Genomic DNA, 24,468 nt, shown 5'->3' with positions numbered 1-24,468 from the left:
ATGGCTGGCATTGGATTCGAGCTGCGCAAGATGCTGCGGCGGGACAACCTGTCGGGCATGCTGAGCGCCTACGCGTATGCCGGCATCATCAGCTCCGGGCCGTGGATCCTGTCGATCGTCGGCATCCTGCTGATCGGCATGCTGAGCCTGCCCTTCGTGGTGCCGGGCTCGCTGATCACGCAGTTCCAGGTGTCGGTGACCTACCTGATCGCCGGCAGCCTGATCCTGACCGGGCCGATGCAGCTGGCGTTCACGCGCTTCACCTCGGACCGGCTGTTCGAGAAGCGCGACCACCTGATTCTGAGCAACTACCACGCGGTGGCGCTGCTGGCGACGGTGCTCGCGGGCGGCATCGGCGTGGCGTGCGCGGTATTCAGCTTCGGCGAGCAGTCGGTGCTGTACCGGCTGCTGATGGTGGCGGGATTCGTGGTGCTGAGCAATATCTGGATTGCCGCGATCTTCCTGTCGAGCATGAAGCAGTACAAGGCCATCGTGTGGACCTTCCTGCTGGGCTACGCGATCTCGGTCGGGGCCGCGCTGGCGCTGCGCGGCCACGGGCTGGAAGGGCTGCTGGGCGGTTTCGCCGCCGGCCAGCTGTGCCTGCTGACCGGCATGGTGACGCTGATCTACCGCAACTACACCAGCCGCCAGTTCATGTCGTTCGAGGTGTTCGAGCGCCGCTATGCCTACCCCAGCCTGGTGGCGATCGGCCTGCTGTACAACCTGGGCATCTGGATCGACAAGTTCATGTTCTGGTACGCGCCCTCCACCGGGCAGCAGGTGATCGGGCCGCTGCATGCGTCGATCATCTACGACATCCCGGTGTTCCTGGCCTACCTGGCGATCATCCCTGGCATGGCGGTGTTCCTGGTGCGCATCGAGACCGATTTCGTCGAGTACTACGACGCGTTCTACAACGCGGTGCGCGGCGGCAGCTCGCTCGAGCATATCGAGGACATGCGCAACACCATGGTCCAGACCATCCGGCTGGGTTTGTACGAGATCGTCAAGGTGCAGGCCATCGCCGCGCTGCTGCTGTTCGCGGTGGGCGTGTGGGTGCTGCGGCTGCTGGGTATTTCCGAGCTGTACCTGCCGCTGCTGTACGTGGACGTGATCGGCGCCAGCCTGCAGGTGGTGCTGCTGGGGGTGCTCAACATCTACTTCTACCTGGACCGCCGCCGCGAGGTGCTGCTGCTGACCGCGACCTTCGTGGTGCTGAACTTCGCGCTGACGCTGCTGACGCTGCACCTGGGGCCGGCCTGGTACGGCTACGGCTTTGCGGTGTCGCTGCTGGTGGTGGTGGCGCTGGCGCTGTACCTGCTGGACCGCAAGCTGGACCGGCTGGAGTACGAGACCTACATGCTGCAATAGGCCCGGCCGGGGCCGCGCCGCCCGGCTCCCCGGGCAGCGCGATGGCGGCAAGGATGATGCAGATCGAAAGACGATCGCGGAGGGATCGGCGCAGTTGCTGCGGCCACCCCTCGTCGGGGCATCTCGACGAAAGGGCCCGCGATTGGGTAACATGGCGGCAGCCGGCGGGCTTCGGCCTGGCCCGTCGGATCAGATCGACGGCCGCGCCCCCCTGGGGGTGAATATGAGGAATGACTTGCCGGCCGAGCCGTCGACATGCCGTGGCAGAGACCGCAGTTGCAGTCGGAAGCTGGCAGAAGGATGTAGAGGTATGCGTATTGCCTCCGTGGAGGATGATCCGGATCAGGCCGAACTGATCCGGCAGATATTGAGCGAAGCCGGCTTCGAGTGCGAGTCCTTCGCCAACGGCGCGGACTTTCTGCGCGCGCTGCGCGAGCGCGCCTATGACCTGTTGCTGGTCGACTGGCAGTTGCCGGGCACCAGCGGCTATGAGCTGGTCAGCTGGGTGCGGCAGAAGTCCGGCAATATGCCGCCGATCCTGTTCGTCACCAGCCGCACCGCCGAATCCGACATCGTCGACGGCCTCACGGTGGGCGCCGACGACTACATGCTCAAGCCCATCCGCGCCGGCGAGCTGATCGCCCGCGTGCGCTCGCTGCTGCGCCGCGCCTACCCCGAGGCGGCGCAGGAAGTGGAGCTGATCCGGCGCGGCAACTACACCGTCGATACCCACGCGCGCACCATCACCGTCGGCGGCGAGCCGGCGCTGCTGTCCCCGCGCGAATATGAGCTGGCCCTGTTCCTGTTCCGCAATACCGGGCGCCTGCTGGCGCGCGAGGTGATGGAGCAGGCCGTCTGGGGCCGCGCCATGGGGGCGGGCTCGCGCACGCTGGATACGCATATCTCGCGGCTGCGCCTGAAGCTTGCGCTGCGCCCCGAGAACGGCGTGCGGCTGACCTCCGTGTATTCGCACGGCTATCGCTTTGAAGAGGTTTCCGCGGCAGATGTGGAGGCGGATGAGGCCGGGGCGGATGCGTAAGGTGATGGGTGGTGTCGTGCTGGCCCTGCTGGCCGGCGTGGCGGTTCCGGCGCACGCCGGGCCCGCGGGCGCGGAAGGCGCCGATTTTATCTACCTGGTGGAGCCGGGCGATACGCTGATCGGCCTGGCCTCGCGCTACATGGCGTCCGAGGAAGGTTGGCGCACGCTGCAGCGCCTGAACCGCGTGGCCGATCCGTACCGGCTGGTGCCCGGCTCGCGCCTGCGCATCCCGCTCAGCCAGATTCCCGGACAGGCCGCCTCGGCGCGCGTGGTCTATGTCGCCGGCGAGGTCCGCGCCAATGGCCGGCCGGTGCAGGCCGGCATGACGCTGGACGAAGCCGCGCGCATCGAGACCCCCGCGGGCGGCTCGGTCACGCTGGAGCTGCCGGACCGCACCCGCGTCATCCTGCCTCCCGCCACCACGGTCTCGGTGAGCCGGCTGCGCACGTTCGCGCGCAGCGGCCTGACCGACACCGTGATCCGCATCGACAAGGGCGCCGCCGATACACGCGTGGCGCCGCAGGGCGGCGGCGTCGGCCGCTTCGAGCTGCATACGCCGATGATGGTGACGGGCGTGCGCGGCACCCGCTACCGGGTTTCGGCCGACACGGTAGGCAGCCGCAGCGAGGTGCTGGAAGGGCGCGTCGGCGTCAGTGCGGCGCGGGGCGCCCGCGCCCGGCCGGCATCGGACCGCGCCATGACCGCAGCGGCTTCGGTCGGTGCCGGCTATGGCATCGGCGTGTCGGCCGGCGGCAAGCTGTCGCAGCCGGTGGCGCTGCTGCCGGCGCCGGCCCTGCTGCCCCCGGCAGATACCGTGCTGGGCCCGTCCTTCGAGGCCGCCTGGCAGCCGGTGCCGGGCGCCACCGCTTACCGCGTGCTGGTGGCGCGCGATGCGGCGCTGAGCGAACTGGCCGGGCCCGGCACCGCCAGTGGCGCCAATGCCACGACCGCCCGTGTAGACGGGCTGCCCGAGGGCACGCTGTACCTGAGCGTCAGCGCCATCGACAAGCACCAGCTGACCGGCCATGACGCCCAGGCACCGGTGTCGGTGCGGCTGAACCCGCCGGCGCCGTTCACGCAGCAGCCTGCCGCCGATGCGGTGCGCTATGCCGACGCCGTCGCCTTCGAATGGGCCACCGTGCCGAGCGCGGCGCGCTACGAACTGGCGCTGGCCGCCGATCCGGCCTTTACGCGGGATGCCGCGGTGCAGGCGGCATCCGAGCCCGCCGCCACGCAAGCGCTGGTGCCGGGCCGCTGGTGGTGGCGCGTGCGCAGCGTCGATGCGGCGGACCGGCCGGGCCCATGGTCGGACGCGGTGCCGTTCAGCGTCGAGCCCAAGCCGCCCGTGCCGACCCTGCAGGACGACGGCGGCGCGCTGCATGTCGGCTGGCCCGAGGGCAGCGGCGCCGGCGCGGGCTACCGGGTCCAGGTGTCGGCCGATGCCGGCTTTGCCACGCTGCTGGCCGACGAGCACACCACCACCAACACCATTGACCTGCCGCGCCCCGCGCCCGGCGTCTATTTCATCCGCGTGGCACGTGCGGCGCCGGGGGTGACGCCGGACCCGGCGGCGTTCTCCGCGCCGCAGCGCATTGAAGTCAATGCCCTCCTGCGCGACTCGCAGGGCGGTGCGATCGGGTCGGGCGACCGGCCGGACGGTGGTGGCCGCATCCGGCTCAACTGACGCGCCAGGCCCGGCACCGGCCGCGCCAGGGCACGCGTTCGGGCAGCGCACGCTGATCGAATGGTGCCTGCTGCTTGCTGCCGTGCTGGCCCTGGTGGTGCTGGCCGCGCGCCAGGGCTGGGCCGAGCGCGCCGACCTGGCCGCCTACGACATCGCCATCAGCGCCCAGCACCATCCGGCCCGCGACGACATCGTCATCGTCGGCATCGATGACGCCAGCATCACCGCCATCGGCCGCTGGCCGTGGCGCCGCGCGGTGCTGGCGCAGCTGGTCGAGCGCATCGCCGCCGGCCGGCCGCGCGTGATCGGCGTGGACGTGATCCTGTCCGAGCGCGACACCCGCTATCCGCAAGACGACGCCGTGCTGGCCCGCAGCCTGGCCCAGGCCGGCAACGTGGTGCTGCCGGTGGTGGCCGAATCCGGCCCCGCCGGCATGCTGGTGCGCTACCCGCTGGCGGGGCTGGGCGCAGCGGTGGGCCATATCAACATGGTGGTCGATACCGATGGCGTAGCGCGCCAGGTCTATCTGAGCGAGGGACCCCATCCGGTGGCCGCCGCGGGCGTGCCGCACCTGGCCGCGGTGATGGCGGCGTTCGGGCGCGCCGGCGAGCCGCCCGGCATCGCGCGCCAGGAGCCGGCCCGGATCACCGAAGCCAACGGCTGGGAGCGCAGCGGCCGCCTGCGCATTCCGTATGCCGGCCCGCCCGGCACCTTTGCCCGCGTGTCGGCGCGCGACGTGCTGGACGGCCGCGCCAACCCCGCCATCTTTGCCGGCAAGGCCGTGCTGATCGGCGCGCTCGCCACCGGCATGGGCGACGTGCTGCCGACGCCGGTGTCGCGCGATGGCCGCGGCATGAGCGGGGTGGAGATCCTGGCCAATACCGTGCAGGCACTGACCGACGGCGATGCCATCGTGGCGGTGCCGCGCGCCTGGCAGGTCGGCGGCACGCTGCTGGCGGTGCTGCTGGCCGCACTGGCCGCGCTGCGCCTGCCGCCGCGCGGCGCGCTGGTGGCCACCGGGCTGCTGCTGGCCGCCCTGCTGGGCGGCTCGCTGTTGCTGCTGGCGCTGGCGCGGCTGTGGTTTGCACCCGCCGCCGCGGCGCTGGGCTGCGTGCTGTTCTACCCGCTGTGGAGCTGGCTGCGCCAGGAGGCGGCCCTGCGCTTCCTTACCGACGAACTGGCGCGGCTGGAGCGCGAACCCGGCCTGATTGCCGCGCCGCGCCATACCGGCGCCACGCTCGACAGCCGCATGCGCGCCGTCTACGGCATGAGCGCGCAGCTGCGCGGCACGCGCCGCTTCCTGTCCGATGGCCTGGAAAGCCTGCCCGATGCCACCGCGATCTGCGACCTGGATGGCGGCGTGATGCTGGCTAACCGGCGCTGCGTGGCGCTGGCGCCCGCGGTGCTGGACGGCGAGCCTGCGCGCGCGCCGGGCGAGGCCGGGCCGCCGCGGCCGGCCATCCGCGCGCTGATCGAGGCAATCTTTCCCGCGCCGGCGCCGGCCCTGGCGTACTGGCAGTCGCTGCATGACCGCCACGCCGGCGCCCGCATCGCCCCGGCTCCGATCCCCGACGGCGGCATCGAGGTGGCCGGGCGCGGCGACCGCCGCTACCTGCTGCATGGCGCGCCGCTGCACGCCGAGGCCGGCGCCGTGGCCGGCTTGATCGTCAGCGTGATCGACATCACTGCGATCCGCATTGCCGAGCGCCAGCGCGAGCAGATGCTGCGCTTCCTGTCGCACGACATGCGCTCGCCGCAGGCATCGATCCTGGCCTTGATCGAGCTGCATGAGCGCCGCGCGCGGCGCGATGGGGCAGCAGCCGGCGACGTCGCCACGGACAGCGGCGTGCTGGCACGCATCGCCGCCCATGCACGCCGCACGATGACGCTGGCCGACGACTTCATCAACGTCGCGCGCGCGGAGTCTAAGACCCTGGCGTTCATGGAAGTGGAATTGGGTGGCCTGGTGCTGGATGCGACGGACCAGCTCTGGGCGCTGGCCAATGCCCGCGACGTGACGCTGCAGATCGACCTGCCTGACGAGCCCACGGTGCTGCAGGGCGAACCGACGCTGCTGGCGCGCGCCATCGCCAACCTGGTCAGCAATGCGATCAAGTTCAGCCCGCAAGGGGGGACCGTGACGGTCTCGCTCACGTGTGAGCCGGGCAGCTTTGTCGTTGCCGTGCAGGACCATGGGCCGGGAATTGCCGAGGCCGACCAGGCACGATTGTTCGAACCGTTCGCGCGCTTGCATGAGGGGCAGCAGGGCGCGCCGGAAGGCGCGGGTCTGGGGCTGGTGCTGGTGCGGGCCGTGGCCGAGCGGCATGGTGGCAAGGCCAGCGTGCGCAGCGCGGCTGGGGCGGGGGCGGTGTTCCGTATCGAATTGCCTGTGGCCTGAGCGGCACGCCAACGGCCGCAAGCCACGTTACGGCTGCCGACACAATTGTTGGCAGTCGTCACAGGGGGATTTGCGTAGCATCGGCTTGCCGCTGGAGCCGCATCCGGTGGTCTTCGCGCCCACGCCAGCTCCCCCAATGGCCGTAACTGGCGTGGGCGGCTTTTTTGGGTGCCACTTGAACTCAGTACCCACCTTGCCCAGGCACCCACGCGGTCCCGGCAAGCGGCACCTGTGTCATCGCCGCCGCCTCGACGGTCAGCGCAACGAGGTCTTCCGGCTCCAGGTTATGCAGGTGCGACTTGCCGCAGGCACGCGCGATAATCTGCGCTTCCATCGTCATGACCGACAAGTAGTTGGCCAGGCGCCGGCCGGCCTGTACCGGATCCAGGCGAGAAGCCAGTTCCGGATCCTGCGTGGTAATGCCTGCGGGATCCTTGCCTTCATGCCAGTCGTCGTAAGCCCCCGGAACGGTCCCGAGCTTGTGATACTCGCTGGCATGGCGCGGATCGTTGTCTCCCAGCGCGACCAGTGCAGCCGTGCCGATGGCAACGGCATCTGCCCCAAGAGCGAGGGCCTTGGCAACGTCCGCGCCGTTGCGAATGCCGCCCGAGACAATCAGCTGCACCTTGCGATGCATGCCCAGGTCCTGAAGCGCCTTCACCGCGGGCCGGATTGCCGCAAGGATGGGGATGCCCACATGCTCGATGAACACTTCCTGCGTCGCGGCGGTGCCACCCTGCATGCCATCGAGCACCACCACGTCGGCGCCGGCTTTGACCGCCAGGGCCACGTCATAGTAGGGGCGGGTGGCGCCAACCTTGACGTAGATGGGCTTCTCCCAGTCGGTAATTTCCCGCAGTTCGAGGATCTTGATCTCGAGGTCGTCGGGGCCGGTCCAGTCCGGATGCCGGCATGCCGAGCGTTGATCGATGCCTTCGGGAAGGCATCGCATACTTGCCACGCGCGCGCTGATTTTCTGTCCCAGCAGCATGCCGCCGCCACCGGGTTTCGCGCCCTGTCCGATGACCACTTCGATGGCGTCAGCCTTGCGCAGGTCGTCGGGGTTCATGCCGTAGCGCGAGGGCAGGTACTGGTACACCAGCGTCTGCGACTGGCCGCGCTCCTCCGGTGTCATGCCACCGTCGCCCGTCGTTGTGCTCGTGCCGGCGATGGTGGCACCGCGTCCCAGTGCTTCCTTGGCTTGTGCGGACAGCGCGCCGAAGCTCATGCCGGCAATGGTGACCGGCGTCTTCAGGTGAATCGGCTTCCTGGCGTAGCGCGTTCCCAGTACGACGTCGGTCCCGCACTTCTCCCGGTAGCCTTCCAGCGGATAGCGGCTGACCGAGGCGCCCAGGAACAGCAGGTCATCGAAATGCGGCAGCTTGCGCTTGGTGCCGCCGCCGCGGATATCGTAGATGCCGGTGGCCGCGGCGCGGCGGATTTCGGCCAGGGTGGCCGGGTCGAACGTCGCGGAATAGCGCGGGGGAGTCTGGGTGGAGCTCAATGCCAGCTCCTGCAGTTGGGTCGGGGCATTCATCAGTAGGCTCCGGCGTTATCGACATGGAAGTTGTAGAGCGTGCGGGCCGAGCCATAGAGCTTGAACGACGACGGGTCGACATCCACATGGCCGGCGCGGTGGAGCAGGTCGGCCAGCACCTCGCGTTCGCGCGGGCCCATGGTCTTTTCTTCGCAATCAGCGCCCAGGCTCTTCACCTTGCCGCGCACGTAGATGGCGGCTTCGTATAGCGAGTCACCCAGCGCTTCGCCGGCGTCGCCGAGCACCACCAGGTTGCCCGCCTGTGCCATGAACGCCGAGAAGCTGCCGACGGAACCGCCGACGACGATATCGGCGCCCTTCAGGGAGATCGCGCAACGCAGGCCGGCATCACCGTCGATTACCAGCAGGCCGCCCTGGGCGGTGGCACCTGCGGCGTTGGAAGCGAAGCCCTTGACGTGGACCTTGCCGCTCATCATGTTCTCGGCAACGCCCGTGCTGGCGCTGCCATTGATCGTCACGGTGGCGCCTTGGTTCATCCCGGCGGCGTAGTAGCCGGCATGGCCTTCGATGACCACGTCGACAGGCGCGTTCAATCCGGCAGCGATCGCGTGCGCGCCGTTCGGGTTGTCGATCCGCACGTGCAAGCCGCCTTGCGCAGGCACGTCCTTGTGCAGGTACTGGTTGACTTCGCGCAGCGGCGTGACCGCGAGGTCAAACTTCACGCTTTCCATACGTACATCTCCTCGGGTGCTGGTTCGAAAACATGGGCGTGCCTGACGCCGGGCAGGTGGGCCAGCGAGCGGAATTCCGACGCGATGGCGACGTAGTCGTCGGTTTCGGCCACTACCGCGGGCTTGCAGGCGAAGGGGTCGCGGATCAGCGCCAGTTCCGTGGGGGTTCCCATCAGGAAGGTGTAGAAACCATCGAGGACATCAAAGCCTGCCTGCAGCGCCTGCTCGAGCGTGTCGCCTTCGCGCAGCCGCCATTCCAGGAAACGCGTTGCCGCCTCGGTGTCGTTGTCGGTGTCGAAGTGGATGCCATGGGGCGCCAGCATGCGCCGGATGCCGTTGGGATTCGACAGGGAGCCGTTATGCACCAGGCAAAAGTCCTCGCCGGCGGTGAACGGGTGTGCGCGATCGGGCGTGACGGCGGACTCGGTGGCCATGCGGGTATGGCCGACGAGGTGGCTGCCCTGGAGTTCGGCGAAGCGGTAACGGGCTGCCACTTCAGCCGGGGTGCCGATGTCCTTGTAGAGGTCGATGCTGCGGCCCGTCGAGAACACATGCAGCTTGGGGTCGTTCGCGGCGATCCAGTCCTTGACGCGCTCTGGCTCGCCGCGGAAGGTCACGATGCCATGGTTTCCCTGTGCCTGCACGGATGCGTGCACGTCGAGGGCCGCATTCAATGCGTCGGCCAGGCGATTCCAGTCATAGCGTTCGCCGTCATCGGTGTAGCCGGCATAGGCGCTGATCTTCCTGTGGCGTTCTTCCACAGGCGCCGAGAACACCGCCAATCCCGCTGAATCCGGGCCGCGCTCGGTCATGCCGATCAGCATGGGCACCATCAGCTCGCCAAGCTTTTCCCGCAGCGAAGATGTCTTGACTAACAATCCAACAATTCCGCACATAGCGTGATTCCTTCTTCAAAAGAATTCCAGGTACTGCTTCACTTCCCAGTCCGAGACATGCCGTTGATATTCGAGCCACTCCATGCGCTTGAGCTTCAGGAACTCTTGCGCAACGGGTCCCAGTGCCTCGGTCATCAGCGCATCGGCTTCGAGGGCATCCAGCGCGCTGCCAAGGTTCTGGGGCAGCAGGCCGATGCCGGCTTCGGCCAGCTGCGCCTCGCTCCACTCATAGAGATTGGTGTTGCGCGGTGCGCCGGGATCGAGCTTCCGGTCGATGCCGTCAAGCCCCGCCGCAATCACGGCCGCTGTGGCGAGATACGGGTTGGCGGCGCCATCGGGCAGCCGCAGTTCCAGCCGGCCCTTGGGGATGCGGATCATGCTCGAGCGATTGTTGTCGCCATAGCTGATATACGCGGGAGCCCAGGTGGCGCCGGTGAGGGAACGGCCCACCACGAGCCGCTTGTAGGAATTGACGGTGGGCGCGCAAAGCGCCGTGAGCGCCGGCGCATGGGCCAGCAGCCCGCCAAGGAAGTGATAGGCCAGCTGGGACAGGTCCAGCCCGCGCGGGTCGCTCTTGTCAGCAAACAGGTTGCGCTGGCCATCGCCGATCGACATGTGCATATGCATGCCGTTGCCGGGGCGGTTCGCAAACGGCTTCGGCATGAAGGAGCACACCAGGCCCAGCTCGTTGGCGATTTCCGATGCTGCCATCTTGAAGAAGATGAAATGGTCGCAAGAGGTCAGGCAGTCGGTGTAGGTGTAATTCAGCTCGAATTGCCCGTTGGCGTCTTCATGGTCGATCTGATAGACATCGATTCCCGCCGCGCGCAGTCCGTTGGACAGACGCTCCAGGAAAGTGCGCGTGCGCGACAGCCCCTTGTAGTCGTAGCAAGGCTTGGCCAGCGTATCGCTCGGGTCGCACGGCGCGATGCCGCCCTTGTCGTCACGGCGCAGCAGCGAGAATTCAGGCTCGAGGCCGGTATAGAGCGTGTGGCCTCGTTGCGAGAGCCTGGCGATCTGCCGCTTCAGGACGACCCGGCTGTCGTACTGCCATGGCGCACCATCGACATGCCCTTCGCATACGATCCGGGCCAGGCCCGGCTGCCATGGCACCAGCCCGATGGTGTCGAGATCCCCGCGAGCCATGAAGTCCGGGCCATGCGGTTCAATGCCGACGCCCCAGATGGCAAAGCCGGCAAAGCCCGCACCCTCCGCCAGGACCGAGCCAAGATGCGCCACTGGCACCGATTTGGCCTTGGCGACGCCGTGGATATCGACGAACTGCGCGAGGACGTAGCTGACGCCGCGCGTCAGCAGATAGTCTTGAGCGTCTTCGACGGTGTTGAACCGCGGAGCCGGGGTCAGCGCCCCGGCTGGCGCGGAAAGATGCACACTCAACTCTGACTTCATGGATCGGCTCCTTCCGACTTTGGAATGCGCCTCGCAGCGCCAGGCGCATGACTTGCTCACTGGGACGCAAATCTGCGATGATTCCTGTGGAGCAACAAGTGTGCCCATCAGGAATCATCCTCCTGGTGCGTCAATGACCGAGAGACCCACATGAAGACCCATGCCGAGCCCCCTTTTGAAGCCCACGTGCCCCACATTGAGGAATCGGTGGGCATGGTCATTCGCGAGCTGCGGCTGCGGGAAAGGCTGACGATTGCCCAGGTCGCGGAACAGGCAGGCCTGAGCCGCGGGATGCTGTCGAAGATCGAGACCGGCAGCACCATGGCCGGCATGGATACGCTTGCCCGTATCGCCCGCGCGCTGGGCGTGCCAATGGCGGTGCTGTTCAGCAAGTACGATGGCGCGTCGGCCGCCGCGCAGCATGTCAGGCATGGGGCGGGGATGGAGGTGGTGCGGCGCGGCACCAAGAGCGGCCATACCTATCATCTGCTGGCCTATGACCAGGGCCCCGTGAAAGCCTTTGAGCCGTTCCTGATCACGATCGAGGACGACACCGAGCGCTATCCGACCTTCCAGCACCCCGGCACCGAATTCCTGTACATGCTGGAGGGTGTGGTCGAGTATCGCTGCGGACAGCAAACCTATACGCTCGAACCCGGCGATTCCCTGACCTTCGCCGGCGAGATACCGCATGGCCCGGTAGGCCTGACCAGGTGTCCGATCAGGTTCCTGTCCATCACCATCTATCCGCGACAAGGGGAGTGATGGTGCCCTGCGATCAGGATCGGCAGCACAGCAAAGGCGGGGCTCAGGACACCGCGCCGAGACCGTACTTGCCAGTCAGCAACGCACCATTGCGGAAGCGCTCCAGCGAATAAGGGGCGATGTCGATCTCGGTCTCGATGCCCAGGGCTGCCTGGGCCAGCACGCGTCCGACCGCGGGAGCCAGCTTGAAGCCGTGGCCCGAGAAGCCGTAACCCACCACGAGACCCGGTACATCGGGCAGACGCCCGAGCACCGGGTTCCAGTCGGGCGTCACGTCGTAGACGCCGGTCCAGGACGAAGCAATCCCGGCGTCCGCATAGGCGGGGAAGCGCTCGGCGACTTGCGCGCCGACTTCGACCATGTAATCCATGCTGATGTCGCCTTGCTCGTTGTCCGGCGACGACAGCGTCTCACCGACGGTGCCCTCGCTGACCAGCATCTGCCTGCCGCCGTAACTGCGGCAATACAGCATGCCGGGCGAGCCGAGGTCCTTGTACACCGGCATCTGGAACGTATAGGGCGATGCCGCTTCCAGTGCCAGCACGGCATGGCGCTCGGGGACGACCGGGCTGGCGATGCCGGTCCAGCGCTCGATTTCGGTCGCCCAGATATTCTGGGTGCTGATCACTGTGCCGGCGAGGAAGGTCCCTCGCGAGGTTTCAACGCCGGCGACTTTGCCGCCGTCGAGCAACAACCTTTCGACTCCGACGCCTTCGAGGATCCGGACCCCGAGGCGGCGCGCCGCCCGCGCAAAGCCGGTGGCGACCAGGTAAGCGTCGGCAAAGCCGGCTTCCGGCTCGTAGCCGATCAGCGCGGCGTCATCGAAGCGGGCAATCGGAAGCAGGCTTTGCGCTTCCTTTGCATCGAGCAAACGCACTTCGATCCCCTGTGCCTGCTGGGCCTCCAGCGAGGCACGCAGCGGGGCCAGCTTGGGACCATCCGGCGCGGCGATCAGGTAGCCGCACTTGACCATGCCGGCGGAGGCCTCTTCGTCGCCCAGGTAAGCGGCAAAGTCGTTGAACACCTGCCACGACGCTTGCGCCAGCCGGACGTTCTCGATGACCGAGTAGTGCGTCCGCAGAATGCCGCTGGATTGGGAGGTGGTTCCTGTACCGATCTGCATGCGCTCGAGCACCAGCACGTTGGTGCAACCCTGGCGGGCGAGATGGCAGGCGACAGAACTGCCGATCACGCCGGCCCCGATAACGATCGCATCGTAGCTTTGCATGGAGATTTCCTGGTGGGATCAGAACTGGATGCAAGGCTAGAAGCGACGGCAGCCCGGAGTCTTAGATGAAGAAATATTTATAAGAAAGTTTAGATTTGCTTAAGTTATAGTGGCCGACACCGCTCCCTGCTGCAGGCAAGCACATGGCCAAGTCCGCTCCCATGCCCTCCGCGATTTCCCCGACCCGGCGCCGCGAGCGCGTGCCCGACCTGCACGCGCTCCAGACCTTCATGGCGGTCTGCGAATCCGGTTCCATGGCAATGGCCGCACAACGGCTCGGCGTCAGTCAAAGCGCGGTCAGCCAGATGATCCGCTCGCTCGAGATCGAGTACGGGATCCAGCTCTTTGACAGGGAAGTTCGGCCCGCCAGGCCCACGCGCGCAGGGAACATCCTGCTGGAGATGGTGGATCGCCTGCTGGCCGACGCCAGGCATGTGGATGAGGAGCTGCGCAAGCGCGTGCGGCTGGAGCACGCCCAGATTCGGCTCGGTTGTGTGGACTCCTTTGCCGCGACGCTGGGGCCGGCGTTGATTCGCGGACTGTCAGGGTCTGCCAGGCAAATGCAGCTCTGGTCTGGCCTGACCCCGGGCCTGAATGCCCAGCTGCTGGGCCGGGAGCTGGACCTGGCGATCTGCACCGAAGTTCCGGTAGCCGAAGCACGCATTGGCCAGCGACTTCTGTTTTCCGAAAGCTGGGTGGCCGTATTTCCCAAAGGCAGCCATGTACTGCCGTTGTCCAAGGCCCGAGACCTCGCCGACCGTGTTGGCGATCTGCCGCTGATCCGCTACACGCAGCGCTCGGTCATCGGCCAGCAAGTCGAGCGATACCTGCGCCATATCGGCGTGGAAGCGGCACGTCGATTCGAGTTCGATGCGACCGATCCGCTACTGAGCCTGGTGGCTGCGGGACTTGGGTGGGCCGTCAGCACGCCCCTTTGCCTCTGGCAATCGCGGGTGTGGCTGGATCAGGTCGAGCTGGTGCCGATCCCGCCATCCCGGCTGGGCCAGCGCGATTTTTACCTGCTTTGCCGAATGGCGGAATGGTCCGGCCTCGCCGAAGACATTGCCCGCATCACGCGGACGGTGCTCACGCGGGAGCTCGTCCCCGCGATACGCGCCATGCTGCCTGGCTTGCCGGCGGATGCGATCACCGCTGGCACGGCGGAATCTTCCTCAGTCCCTATGCCCTAAACGTCAGGACAAAGCGCGTCCTCCCGCCCTCCGACTCCACCCCAATCCCCCCGCCATGCGCGGCCACAATCGCCTGCGTGATCGCCAGCCCCAGCCCCGCACCATCGGACTCGGGCCGCGCCCGCGACTTGTCCGCGCGGAAGAACCGGTCAAACAGCGAGGGCAGCAGTTCAGGCCGGATGGTCTCGCCTTCGTTCTCGACAACCACCGTCACCCCTTCGGCAGAGGGCAAGATCTCCACCACAATGCCCTTGCCCGCTGGGGTATGCCGCAGCGCATTCGACAACAGGTTGCTCAACGCCCGCCGCAGCATCAGCCGGTCGCCGGTGATGCGGCCACTGCCGCGCACGGCCATGCGCACACCCTTGTCCTCGGCCAACGCATCGTAGAAATCGAACAGCGCAGCGACCTCATCAGCCACCTCGATCGGCTCGGCGTTCGGCAGGGTGATGCCGTGCTCCATCTTCGCCAGGTAGAGCATGTCCGACACCATGCGCGACAGCCGCTGCAGCTCTTCCACGTTGGACGCCAGCACGTCGCGGTACTTGTCCGCATCGCGCGGCTGCGACAGCACCACCTGGGTTTGCGTCATCAGGTTGGTGATCGGCGTGCGCAGCTCGTGCGCCAGGTCCGATGAGAATTCCGAGAGGCGCTCGAAATCGCGCTGCAGGCGCTCCAGCATGGCGTTGAGCGTCGCGGCCAGGTCGGCCATTTCCACCGGCACGGCATCGACCGGCATGCGCTCGTCGAGCTTGTGCGCGGTGACGGTGCGAGCGCGCGAGGCCATGGTGCGCAGTGGCGAGAGCCCGCGGCGCGCGGCCCACCAGCCCAGCAGCCCGCTCGCCAGCGCGGCCAGCGCGGTGTAGAAGGCCAGCGACTGGCGGAAGGCGTGCATGAAGTGGGCATGCAGCGCCGTGTCCATGCCGACCACGACCTGCAGCGGCCCCGGCTGTCCGGGCGGCACCTGCGCCAGCGCACGCATGCCGCGGTAGGTCTGGCCACCCTGTTCCCAGGTGAAGGCATGCCGCTGCGCCGGCAGCTGCGCGGCGGCGGCCAGTGCCATGCCGAAGTCGAAGTCCTGCGTGGCATACAGGCGCCGGCCGTCGGCGGCGCGCACTTCGGCCACGAATCCGGCATGGTGTTCCAGCACCGGGCCCAGGCGTTGCGGCAGCGACGCCGCCGGGCCTTCGGCCGCGATCTTCTGGATTAGCCGCACGTTGTCGCCGAGCACGGCGTAGTCCTCGTCGGCGAAATGATTGTCGATCGCCAGCCAGATCAGCACGCCCAGCCCCAGCAGCACCGCGGCCGACGACAGCGAGAACAGGATGGTGAGCCGTGCCGTCAGCGACATCCGGCCCTTCATTCACTGTCCTCCGCTGCCTCGGGGGCTTCCAGCACATAGCCCATGCCGCGCACGGTCTGGATCAGCTTGGGCTCGAACTCATCGTCGATCTTCGCGCGCAGGCGCCGGATGGCGACGTCGATGACATTGCTGTCGCTGTCGAAGTTCATGTCCCACACCTGCGAGGCGATCAAGGAGCGCGGCAGCACTTCGCCGCGGCGGCGCGCCAGCAGTTCCAGCAAGGCGAATTCCTTGCTGGTCAGCGTGATGCGGCGCCCGGCGCGCGTGGCCCGGCGGCGGCCCAGGTCCAGCACCAGGTCGGCCACCTGGATGCGGTCCAGCGCCATCTGCGCCGTGCCCCGGCGCAGCAGCGTGCGCACCCGCGCGAGCAGCTCGGAAAAGGCGAAGGGCTTGACCAGGTAGTCATCCGCACCCAGCTCCAGCCCCTTGACGCGGTCGGCCACGCTGTCGCGCGCGGTCAGGAACAGCACCGGCACGGCGATCTCCGCGGCGCGCAGCGCCTGCACGATGCGCCAGCCGTCGAGGTCCGGCAGCATCACGTCCAGGATGACCAGGTCATAGGGCTCGGTCATCGCCATATGCTGGCCGTCCAGCCCGTTGGCCACCAGGTCGACGACAAAGCCCGCCTCGGTCAGCCCCTGGCGCAGGTATTCGCCGGTCTTGGACTCGTCCTCCACCACTAGCAGTTTCATCAGCACATTCCTTGATCGATCAGCCCTTTCGGCAGGGTCCGGCAACTCTACGCCGGCAACGCGGGCGCCAACATGACCGGAAGATTACCGGAATGTCATGTTCCAGTCAGACGAGCGTAGGGTGGCCTTCGCTACGCTTGGCATGCTTTCAACCAGGACTGATGACATGCGACGCCACCCCAGTACCGGCCTTGTGCTGCCCGATTTACCCCGCCGCCGCTTCGTGCAAGGGCTGGTTGCCGGCGGCGTGGTGGCCGGCCTTGCCGGCGTCGGCGGCAGCGCGTGGGCGCAGCATGCGGGCCAGCGCGCCGGGCAGGCTGCCCCGGCCGGCTCCGGCTCGGCGCCGGTCCTGCGCGGCACCGAGTTCGACCTGGTGATCGGCGAGTCGCTGGTCAACTTTACCGGCAAGCCGGCCATTGCCACCACCATCAACGGCATGCTGCCCGGCCCGACGCTGCGCTGGCGCGAGGGCGACACGGTTACCATCCGCGTGACCAACCGCCTGCGCGAGGCTACCTCGATCCACTGGCACGGCATCATCCTGCCGTTTGAGATGGACGGCGTGCCCGGCATCAGCTTTGCCGGCATCCCGCCCGGCCAGACCTTTACCTACCGCTTCAAGGTCGCGCAGACCGGCAGCTACTGGTACCACTCGCATTCGGGCTTCCAGGAAATGACCGGCGTGTACGGCGGCATCGTCATCGATTCGGCCTCTGGCCGGGAAAATGTGCGGGCCGACCGCGACCACACCGTGCTGCTGTCGGACTGGACCGACGAGGACCCGATGCGGGTGCTGACCAAGCTCAAGGTCCAGGGCGACTACTACAACTACAACCAGCCGACCGTGGTCGACTTCTTCCGCGACGTCTCGCGCGACGGGCTGAAGCAGGCGCTGGACAAGCGCAGCATGTGGAACCAGATGCGGATGAGCCCGACCGACCTGGCGGACCTGTCCAGCGCCACGCTCACGCACCTGGCCAACGGCGTCACGCCGGCCGGCAACTGGACCGGGCTGTTCCGGCGCGGCGAGACCGTGCGCCTGCGCTTTATCAACGGCTCGGGCAACACCTTCTACGACGTGCGCATCCCCGGGCTGAAGCTGCGGGTGGTGCAGGTCGACGGCCAGGATATCGAACCGGTCACGGTCGATGAATTCCGCTTCGGCCCTGGCGAGACCTGCGACGCCATCGTCGAACCGCGCGACGACGCGTACACGCTGTTCGCGCAATCGATGGACCGTACCGGCTATGCGCGCGGCACGCTGGCGGTCAGGGAAGGGCTGGCGGCGCCGGTGCCCGCGCTCGACCAGGCCGAATGGCTGACCATGACCGACATGATGGGCGCGATGACGGGCCACGGCGGGCATGGCGGCCATGGCGGGAATGCCGGACACGGCGCCATGCAGCACGGCGCGATGCCGATGCAGGGCATGGACCACGCCGGCATGGACCACAGCCAGCACGCCATGGCCGCTGCCGATCCGCTCAAGGTCCCCAGCAAGACCGCCCGCCACGCCCGCACCGAATACGGTCCGGGCACCGACATGCGGGTCGACATGGCCCGCACCAACCTGGACGATCCCGGCATCGGCCTGCGCAACAACGGCAGGCGCGTGCTGACCCTGGCCGACCAGCACACCATCGGCGGCGCCATGGATGCGCGCGGCGCCGGGCGCGAGGTCGAGCTGCACCTGACCGGCAATATGGAGCGCTACACCTGGTCCTTCGACGGCGTCGAGTTCGGCAAGTCGACGCCGATCTACTTCAAGCATGGCGAACGGCTGCGCGTGATCCTGCACAACGACACCATGATGACCCACCCCATGCACCTGCATGGCATGTGGAGCGAGCTGGAAACGCCGGACGGCAGCTTCCAGGCGCGGCGCCACACCATCCCCGTGCAGCCGGCGCAGCGCATCAGCTTCCTGGTCACCGCCGATGCGCTGGGACGCTGGGCCTGGCATTGCCACCTGATGCTGCATATGGATGCGGGCATGTTCCGCGAAGTGGTGGTGGCGTGATGGCTCAACCTGAATTCGCAATTATCTCCATGCACAGGCACAAGAAGACGATACTGGCCGCGGCGCTGGCATTCACCGCAATCGGCGCAGCCCAGGCGCAGGACCCGCATGCCGGCCATGCGCACAAGCACGATGCCCCGGCCGCCATGCAGGGCATGAACCATGGCCAGATGCAGGGCATGGAGCAGGACGGGATCCAGACCATGGACGGTGGCGGCGCGCCGATGCCGGACATGCAGGACATGGCCGCCCCTGCCATGGACCACGGCGACATGAAGATGCAGGGCGGCAGCGCGCCGCCCGACGCCCGCGATCCGCATGCCTATTCCGGCGGCTACCAGCTGGGCGTCGGCAAGTACGCGCTTGGCGACAAGCGCCAGCTGGTGATGGCCGACGAGCATTTGTTCGCCTCGGTGCTGGTCGACCGCCTGGAGTGGGCCCACGCCAACGGCAGCAATGCCGCCGCCTACGAGATGCAGGCATGGTTCGGCAACAGCTACGACAAGCTGGTGCTCAAGGCCGAGGGCGAGGCGTCGAAGGGCAAGCTGCACGAGGCCCGCACCGAGCTGCTGTGGGGCCACGCCGTGGCAAGCTACTGGGATACGCAACTGGGCCTGCGCAACGACGCCGGCAGCGGGCGCCCGGCGCGCAACTGGCTGGCCTTTGGCGTGCAGGGGCTGGCGCCGTACTGGTTCGAGGTCGATGCCACGGCCTATGTCGGCACCAGCGGCCGCACTGCGCTGCGGCTGTCAGCCGAATACGAATTGTTGCTGACGCAGCGCCTGATCCTGCAACCACGCATCGAAGCCAACCTCTATGGCAAGAACGACCCGGAGGTGGGCATCGGCAGCGGATTGTCCAACGGCACCGTGGGGCTGCGGCTGCGCTATGAGTTCAGCCGGCAGTTCGCGCCATATATCGGCGTGGAGCGCTACCAGACCTTCGGCAATACCGCCGACATGATCCGGACCTCTGGCGGCAAGGCGGGCGAAACGCGTTTCGTCGCCGGTGTCCGCGTCTGGTTCTGACACCACAACTTCATCATCCCCAAGCGGAGATAACCATGCATGCCAATCGCCCCCTGATCCAGACCCTGCTTGCCGCAACCGCGGCGCTGGCCAGCAGCATCGCTTTCGCGCACCCGAAGCTGGTGTCGTCCACGCCGGCGGACAAGGCCGAGGTGGCCGCGCCGCAGAAGATCGAACTGCAGTTCTCCGAGAACCTGGTCACTCAGTTTTCCGGCGCCAACCTGGTGATGACCGGCATGCCGGGCATGGCCGACCATGCGCCGATGAAGATGGCCGCGAAAGTCTCCGGCAGCGACGACCCCAAGGCCATGGTGATCACGCCGGCGCAGCCGCTGCCGCCGGGCAGCTATCGGGTGGACTGGCGGGCAGTGTCGTCCGATACCCATCCCGTCAACGGCAAGATTGCCTTCACGGTGAAGTGATTGCCGCAGCCGGACTGGGTAGCCGCCGGGCTGCGCTTGGCGCTCTATGTCGACCTGGCCTTGCTGTTCGGGCTGCCGCTGTTCTGCACCTATGCGCTGCATCGGGGTGAACGGGCCTCACGCTTTGCCATGCGATGCCAGGCGCTTGCGCTGGGCTGTGCCGTAGCGGGCATCGTGCTCTCGCTGGGGGCGCTCGTCGTGATGGCCCGGGCGATGACGGGGGTGTCCGACTACGCTGCATTGCAGGGCCACGTCTTCGCGATGATCGTCACGGGGACGGATTTCGGCGTGGCCTGGTCGGTGCGCCTGGCGGCCCTGCTGCTTTGCGTGCTGACCTGCGTATCCTGGCGCAGGCGGCCGGGCGCGCGCTTCGCCGCGCTGGCCGGGTTCGGCGGGGTAGCGCTGGCCACGCTGGCCTGGGGCGGCCACGGCGCGATGCATGAGGGCGCCTTGCGCTATCTCCACCTGAGCGCCGACGTGGCCCACCTGCTGGCCGCCGGCGCCTGGGTTGGCGCGTTGGCCGCGTTCGTGCTGCTGTCGCTGGCGCGGCCGGCATCGGACCAGGCGGCGGTGGCACTGCTGAGTCGCACCTCGAACGGGTTCGCCCGCGTCGGCACCATCATCGTTGCCACGCTGCTGCTGACCGGCGTGCTCAACTACTGGTTCATCGTGGGCCCGGCGCTGCCGGAGTTTGCGCCGATGTCCTATGGCGGGCTGCTGGCCGCCAAGCTCGCGCTGTTCGTGGCGATGCTTGGCCTGGCCGCCGCGAACCGCTTCCGCCTGAGCCCGCGGCTGGCGTTGGCAGTGCAGGCCGGAGAGCATCGGGCGGCGACGCTGGAGTTGCGGCGCAGCCTGCTGCTGGAGGCGTGCGCCGCCGCGCTGGTGATGGCCCTGGTGGCCATGCTGGGGATGCTGTCTCCGGCACCGCCGTGAGGCCGGGGCCATCAGACATAGGCAATCAGGCGCCCGGCACAGATCACCAGCGACCACGTCACCATCGAGACAATGGCGCTGACGCGCGCGCCGGCCGGCGGCGCGACGCCGCTGTCCCAGCCCCGTTGCCCGGCATGCAGGCTGCGATAGGGCCCGAGGTGGAACCACAGCACATTGGCCAGCGCCAGCGCGACCAGGCACAGCTTGGCCAGGAACGCGGGATTGGCGGCCAGCTCATCGGCATGGGCCAGGAACAGCAGCACGCCGCTGGCCGCGACCGCGACGAAGGCGCCGACGGTGAAGGGCAGCGTATGGCGCAACAGCAGGCTCACCGGCAGCCGCCGGCCGAGTCCGGCCAGGCGCATGTCGACCACGAAGATGGAGCCGAACAGCAGCGCCATGCCAGCCAGGTGGACGATCTCTACCGCGGGATAGGCCCAGGCCGAGCTGCGCAGGGCCATCGAGAACGGCAGCCGCGCCAGCGCGCCGGCCCATTCCGTCCATTGCGCGAACAGCACCGACATGCGGCGCGCGCCGGCTCAGCGCAACTCGACGGTCTTGCCGTCCACTGTGATGCGCTCGGCGCGCAGCTCGCCGGCCTTTTCCTTGCTGGCGTAGCCGACCAGCGTGACCTCGCGCCCCACGGCCACCTTGTCGGCGGTGGCGCCGCGCGCCTCCATCCGCGACACGGGTGCCAGCACGGCCAGCCAGCGCTTGCCGCCGGCGTCGATGCGGATATGCGCGTGGGGGTTCTCGTAGTGGCTTTCGACGATCTTGCCGGTCAGCGTCAGCGGCTTGGTCTCGTCGTAGGTGGACCAGCCGTGATGGGCAATGGCCGGCACGGCGGCCAGCGCCAGCGCGGCGCTGGCGGCAAAGAGGGCGGGGCGGAACAGGGCGCGGAAGCTGGGCATGGGTGGTCTCCGGTCAGGACAGGTGCAGTATAGGCGCCGATCCCGGCCGCGGCAGGGAGACTTATGCGCGGCACGAGTCGGCGCGCTGCACCAGCCGGTGCAGGCTAGGGCTCATGGGCTTGAGCGCGGCGCGTTCGGCCGTGAGCGCGATCGCCAGGTTGCTGCGGTGGCCGCGCAGCGCCGCCTCGAGCAGGGTCAGGCTGACGATGTCGCGCTGCGCATGGCTGCCGCCGAAGCGGTGGGCGATCAGGCGCACCGGCAGCAGCAGGTCGATGGCGGTGGCGTAATCGCCCTGGTCGAACGCGATCAGGGCATCGGCCACCGGCAGCCCCACATCGCGCGACATCATCGCGTTGGTGCCGTTGCCCAGGGCGGCGCGCTCCAGCGCGGCACGGACCTGGTCGGCGGCGGCGGGACGGTGCGCGCCCAGGCTGGCCATCACGGCATGGACATCGTTGAAGGCGTAGTAGCCGGCCGCGCCGCGGCCCAGCCAGTCGTCCGCCACCGGCTGCCAGCGCCGGCCCACGTCCACGCCGCGCAGGTGCAGCCGCCACAGCAGCGCGGAGGCATCCACCAGGTCCAGCGCGATCGCCGGCGTGGGGCGCTTGATATGGCGGTCGTACAGCGCCAGCACCTCGTCGGTCCTGCCCGCTTCCAGCTGGAACAATGCCAGGTGCCACCAGTTGTGCACGGCCAGCATATTGTCGTCGGACCAGTCGTCGCGGCGCCCGTTCAGCCAGGCGATGCCGTCGGCCAGCCGGCCCTGCATCTCCATCACGTGCGCCACCGCGTGCACGGCCCACGGGTCGCGCGGATTGAGCTCCAGCGCGCGCCGGCCGCTTTCCTCGGCGCGCTCGTAGAGCTGGGTTTCTTCCAGGCCGAAGGCATGCATGCCGAGCAGGTAGCCGTAGCCCGGCATGCCGGCATCCCAGTGCGGCAGCGCCTGCGCCACGCGGTCGCGCAGCATCGACGACTGCCCCAGCAGGAAGTCGCCGAGATGCGCGGTCTGGATCGCCAGCAGATCGCGTGGATAGTCGATCACGATATCGCCGTAGAGCCGGACCGAGCGCTCGAACTCGCCGTCCAGCCAGGCGCGTGCCGCGGCGATATGTCGGCGCTCGCGGTCGTTGGCGCGGCCGTGCAGGGCTTCGCCGGCTTCGACGCTCTGGCGCAGCATGGGCTCGGCCGTGCCATCGCCAGAGGTGACCATCAGCGCGGCGCGCAGCGCGTGGCCCATGGCGAAGTCGGGGTCGGCGGCCAGCGCCGTGTCGATGGCGGCGAGCGGGTCGCCGTAGTAGCCGTTCAGCAGTTGGAGGGCGGTCTCATACTGCTCGACCGAGCGAGCGTTCTGGGTCGAGACCGGAAGGTCCCGTGAATCCGTGAGTGCCATGGCAATCTCCGTGCGCCCGCGGCAGCGGGGCTGTCACGAACCATCGTAGACGGCAAAACGCCCCGTGTAACGGATGCGGCGGGGTGCGCCGCACCATGCCTGCCGCAAGGCGCACGGCGGGGGTGCGTTGTGCGCTATATGCCGCTGCCGCCATATCGTTGCCGTGTGTCGGTTAAACTGCCGCATCCCCAATCACGACCTCACGACCAGGTTTCCCATGAAAACACTTGCGCTTTTCCTCGGCACCCTGACCTTGGCCTGCGCCGCCTCCGCTGCCGCCCCGGCCGCCTCGGCCCCGGCCGCCCCCGCTGCGGCGCCGCAGACGCTGGCGTCGGGCATGACCATCCAGCACCTGATCAAGGGCAATGGCGCCTCGCCCAAGGCCACCGACGCGGTGCAGGTCCATTACCGCGGCACGCTGGCCGACGGCACCGAGTTTGACAGCTCGTACAAGCGCGGCCAGCCGATCTCGTTCCCGCTCAACCGCGTGATCCCGTGCTGGACCGAAGGGGTGCAGGCCATGCAGGTGGGCGGCAAGGCCAAGCTGACCTGCCCGCCGGCCACGGCCTACGGCGCGCGCGGCGTGCCGGGCACGATCCCGCCGAACGCCACGCTCACCTTCGAGGTGGTGCTGCTGGGGATCGGCGGCTAAGGAGCATCAGCGCGGCGCCTGCGGCTGCGCGGGCGCAGGCGTGCCCGCCGGCGCCTCCGCGGCGGGCGCGGCGGGTGCGGCGGCCGCGCCGCTGTCGTCATCTTCGTCGTAGTCCGGCAGCGACGTGTTCTCTCCCAGCAGGTAGCGGCGCCGCTGCAGGTAGGCATCGCGCACAAAGGTGTACTTGTCCAGCGCGGCCAGCTTCAGCAGGTCGGTGGCGCCCAGCAGGTTGGTGCGCACGTCCACCACGTTCATCCCGAACAGCGAATTGCGCACCGCCGGCTCGGCATAGGTGGTCGGGTCGAACTGGAAATTCACATACAGGCCCACGCCGTCGCGGAATGAGCTGGGGCCGAACAGCGGCAGCACCAGGTAGGGTCCCGACGGCACGCCCCACGTGCCCAGCGTCAGGCCGAAATCCTGCGAATGTTTCTGCAGCCCGGCGGGCGTGGCGATGTCGATCAGTCCGCCGATGCCCAGCACGGAATTGATCGCCACCCGCATGAAGCTCTCCGCTGCCTCAACGCCCTTGCCCTGCAGCAGGTTGTTGGCAAAGTTTCCGATGTCCGCGATGTTCGAATAGAAATTGGTGACCGCGGTGCGCACCGGCTCCGGCGTGACCGCCTTGTAGCCCTTGGCCACGGGCACGGCCACGTACTGGTCGAGCTTGTCGTTGACGGTGAAGACCGCGCGGTTCATCGGCTCGAGCGGATCGTCGGGATTGGCTTGCGGGCCGGTGGCGCAGCCGGCGAGCAGGGTGGCGGCAATGGCGGTCGTGGCAACGGATGTAGCGCGCTGGCGTAAAGGCATCGTACGAAGGGAGTCGGGGTCGGCCGCGTCGGGTTTG

General features: G+C 68.1%; 22 protein-coding genes. 11 read left to right on the top strand and 11 right to left on the bottom strand.

Annotated elements, in window-relative coordinates; genetic code table 11:
* The 4 genes from pelG to CF68_RS22505 all read left to right on the top strand — a co-directional run bounded on the left by pelG (nt 1) and on the right by CF68_RS22505 (nt 6,492).
* Nucleotides 1–1,371: an exopolysaccharide Pel transporter PelG gene (pelG, locus tag CF68_RS22520; protein WP_035823085.1), complete on the top strand. Its 1,371-nt coding sequence runs from the start codon at nt 1–3 to the stop codon at nt 1,369–1,371.
* A 310-nt stretch (nt 1,372–1,681) separates the two neighbouring features.
* A complete protein-coding gene (locus tag CF68_RS22515; RefSeq protein WP_035823083.1) occupies nt 1,682–2,410 on the top strand; it encodes a response regulator transcription factor in 729 nt (242 codons plus the stop codon).
* A complete protein-coding gene (locus CF68_RS22510; RefSeq protein ID WP_035823077.1) occupies nt 2,403–4,094 on the top strand; it encodes a FecR domain-containing protein in 1,692 nt (563 codons plus the stop codon). Before CF68_RS22515 ends, CF68_RS22510 begins: the two co-directional genes overlap by 8 nt.
* Nucleotides 4,069–6,492: a CHASE2 domain-containing protein gene (locus CF68_RS22505; RefSeq protein WP_035823073.1), complete on the top strand. Its 2,424-nt coding sequence runs from the start codon at nt 4,069–4,071 to the stop codon at nt 6,490–6,492. The genes CF68_RS22510 and CF68_RS22505 overlap by 26 nt, the downstream gene beginning before the upstream one ends.
* A 181-nt stretch (nt 6,493–6,673) precedes the next feature.
* On the opposite strand, the gene CF68_RS22500 is transcribed toward CF68_RS22505, so the two are convergent.
* From CF68_RS22500 to glnT, 4 genes are read right to left on the bottom strand one after another with little or no spacing between them, the layout of a single operon-like run.
* Nucleotides 6,674–8,029 (bottom strand): FMN-binding glutamate synthase family protein, encoded by a 1,356-nt coding sequence (locus CF68_RS22500; protein ID WP_051591632.1) that lies wholly within the window; start codon nt 8,027–8,029, stop codon nt 6,674–6,676.
* Nucleotides 8,029–8,721: a protein glxC gene (locus CF68_RS22495; protein WP_035823071.1), complete on the bottom strand. Its 693-nt coding sequence runs from the start codon at nt 8,719–8,721 to the stop codon at nt 8,029–8,031. The genes CF68_RS22500 and CF68_RS22495 overlap by 1 nt, the downstream gene beginning before the upstream one ends.
* Nucleotides 8,709–9,617, bottom strand: coding sequence for an amidophosphoribosyltransferase (locus CF68_RS22490; protein ID WP_035823069.1), 909 nt, complete (start codon nt 9,615–9,617; stop codon nt 8,709–8,711). Before CF68_RS22490 ends, CF68_RS22495 begins: the two co-directional genes overlap by 13 nt.
* A 15-nt stretch (nt 9,618–9,632) precedes the next feature.
* Nucleotides 9,633–11,027: a type III glutamate--ammonia ligase gene (glnT, locus tag CF68_RS22485; RefSeq protein ID WP_235205855.1), complete on the bottom strand. Its 1,395-nt coding sequence runs from the start codon at nt 11,025–11,027 to the stop codon at nt 9,633–9,635.
* Nucleotides 11,028–11,177: 150 nt separating this feature from the next.
* Here glnT and CF68_RS22480 point away from each other — a divergent pair, with 150 nt between their 5' ends.
* The gene (locus tag CF68_RS22480; protein ID WP_051591631.1) at nt 11,178–11,792 is read left to right on the top strand and encodes a helix-turn-helix domain-containing protein; all 615 of its coding nucleotides are present in this window, start codon (nt 11,178–11,180) and stop codon (nt 11,790–11,792) included.
* Between the two features lie 43 nt (nt 11,793–11,835).
* Here CF68_RS22480 and CF68_RS22475 read toward each other — a convergent pair whose 3' ends face one another.
* Complete coding sequence (locus CF68_RS22475; RefSeq protein WP_035823064.1) at nt 11,836–13,020, bottom strand: FAD-binding oxidoreductase; 1,185 nt, start codon at nt 13,018–13,020, stop codon at nt 11,836–11,838.
* A 143-nt stretch (nt 13,021–13,163) separates the two neighbouring features.
* Between CF68_RS22475 and CF68_RS22470 the strand changes: the two genes are divergently transcribed.
* A complete protein-coding gene (locus CF68_RS22470) occupies nt 13,164–14,210 on the top strand; it encodes a LysR family transcriptional regulator (RefSeq protein ID WP_084187385.1) in 1,047 nt (348 codons plus the stop codon).
* On the opposite strand, the gene CF68_RS22465 is transcribed toward CF68_RS22470, so the two are convergent.
* Together CF68_RS22465 and CF68_RS22460 are read right to left on the bottom strand one after the other, a co-directional pair.
* Nucleotides 14,200–15,573: a heavy metal sensor histidine kinase gene (locus CF68_RS22465; protein ID WP_035823063.1), complete on the bottom strand. Its 1,374-nt coding sequence runs from the start codon at nt 15,571–15,573 to the stop codon at nt 14,200–14,202. The two genes, CF68_RS22470 and CF68_RS22465, sit on opposite strands and share 11 nt — an antisense overlap.
* Nucleotides 15,570–16,265 (bottom strand): heavy metal response regulator transcription factor, encoded by a 696-nt coding sequence (locus tag CF68_RS22460; RefSeq protein ID WP_035823062.1) that lies wholly within the window; start codon nt 16,263–16,265, stop codon nt 15,570–15,572. The genes CF68_RS22465 and CF68_RS22460 overlap by 4 nt, the downstream gene beginning before the upstream one ends.
* 166 nt (nt 16,266–16,431) lie before the next feature.
* Between CF68_RS22460 and CF68_RS22455 the strand changes: the two genes are divergently transcribed.
* The 4 genes from CF68_RS22455 to copD are packed head-to-tail and all read left to right on the top strand — an operon-like array spanning nt 16,432 to nt 20,668.
* Nucleotides 16,432–18,285 carry a copper resistance system multicopper oxidase gene (locus CF68_RS22455; RefSeq protein ID WP_035823061.1) on the top strand — a complete coding sequence of 618 codons (1,854 nt, stop codon included), beginning with the start codon at nt 16,432–16,434 and terminating at the stop codon, nt 18,283–18,285.
* A gap of 29 nt (nt 18,286–18,314) precedes the next feature.
* Nucleotides 18,315–19,313, top strand: coding sequence for a copper resistance protein B (locus CF68_RS22450; RefSeq protein WP_035823059.1), 999 nt, complete (start codon nt 18,315–18,317; stop codon nt 19,311–19,313).
* Nucleotides 19,314–19,348: 35 nt separating this feature from the next.
* Nucleotides 19,349–19,735, top strand: a complete 387-nt coding sequence (gene copC, locus CF68_RS22445; RefSeq protein ID WP_035823058.1) for a copper homeostasis periplasmic binding protein CopC — start codon at nt 19,349–19,351, stop codon at nt 19,733–19,735.
* Entirely contained in the window at nt 19,736–20,668 is a 933-nt protein-coding gene (copD, locus tag CF68_RS22440) for a copper homeostasis membrane protein CopD (RefSeq protein WP_035823055.1), read from the top strand.
* A gap of 11 nt (nt 20,669–20,679) precedes the next feature.
* Here the strand turns inward: copD and CF68_RS22435 are convergent, their stop codons facing one another.
* From CF68_RS22435 to CF68_RS22425, 3 genes are all read right to left on the bottom strand, one after another.
* Nucleotides 20,680–21,192, bottom strand: a complete 513-nt coding sequence (locus tag CF68_RS22435) for a DUF6644 family protein (protein WP_035823053.1) — start codon at nt 21,190–21,192, stop codon at nt 20,680–20,682.
* A gap of 15 nt (nt 21,193–21,207) precedes the next feature.
* Nucleotides 21,208–21,579, bottom strand: coding sequence for a DUF6152 family protein (locus CF68_RS22430; protein WP_063832578.1), 372 nt, complete (start codon nt 21,577–21,579; stop codon nt 21,208–21,210).
* A gap of 61 nt (nt 21,580–21,640) precedes the next feature.
* Nucleotides 21,641–22,969, bottom strand: a complete 1,329-nt coding sequence (locus CF68_RS22425) for a tetratricopeptide repeat protein (RefSeq protein ID WP_035823051.1) — start codon at nt 22,967–22,969, stop codon at nt 21,641–21,643.
* Between the two features lie 217 nt (nt 22,970–23,186).
* Here CF68_RS22425 and CF68_RS22420 point away from each other — a divergent pair, with 217 nt between their 5' ends.
* The gene (locus tag CF68_RS22420; protein ID WP_035823049.1) at nt 23,187–23,621 is read left to right on the top strand and encodes an FKBP-type peptidyl-prolyl cis-trans isomerase; all 435 of its coding nucleotides are present in this window, start codon (nt 23,187–23,189) and stop codon (nt 23,619–23,621) included.
* Between the two features lie 6 nt (nt 23,622–23,627).
* On the opposite strand, the gene CF68_RS22415 is transcribed toward CF68_RS22420, so the two are convergent.
* Nucleotides 23,628–24,431 (bottom strand): VacJ family lipoprotein, encoded by an 804-nt coding sequence (locus tag CF68_RS22415; RefSeq protein WP_035823047.1) that lies wholly within the window; start codon nt 24,429–24,431, stop codon nt 23,628–23,630.
* Nucleotides 24,432–24,468 lie beyond the last annotated feature (37 nt).

It is taken from the genome of Cupriavidus sp. SK-4, from assembly GCF_000611125.1.
Classification (GTDB): Bacteria; Pseudomonadota; Gammaproteobacteria; order Burkholderiales; family Burkholderiaceae; genus Cupriavidus; species Cupriavidus necator.
Note: the sequence above shows the minus strand (reverse complement) of the source record. Positions and strands in the feature narration are given on the sequence as shown.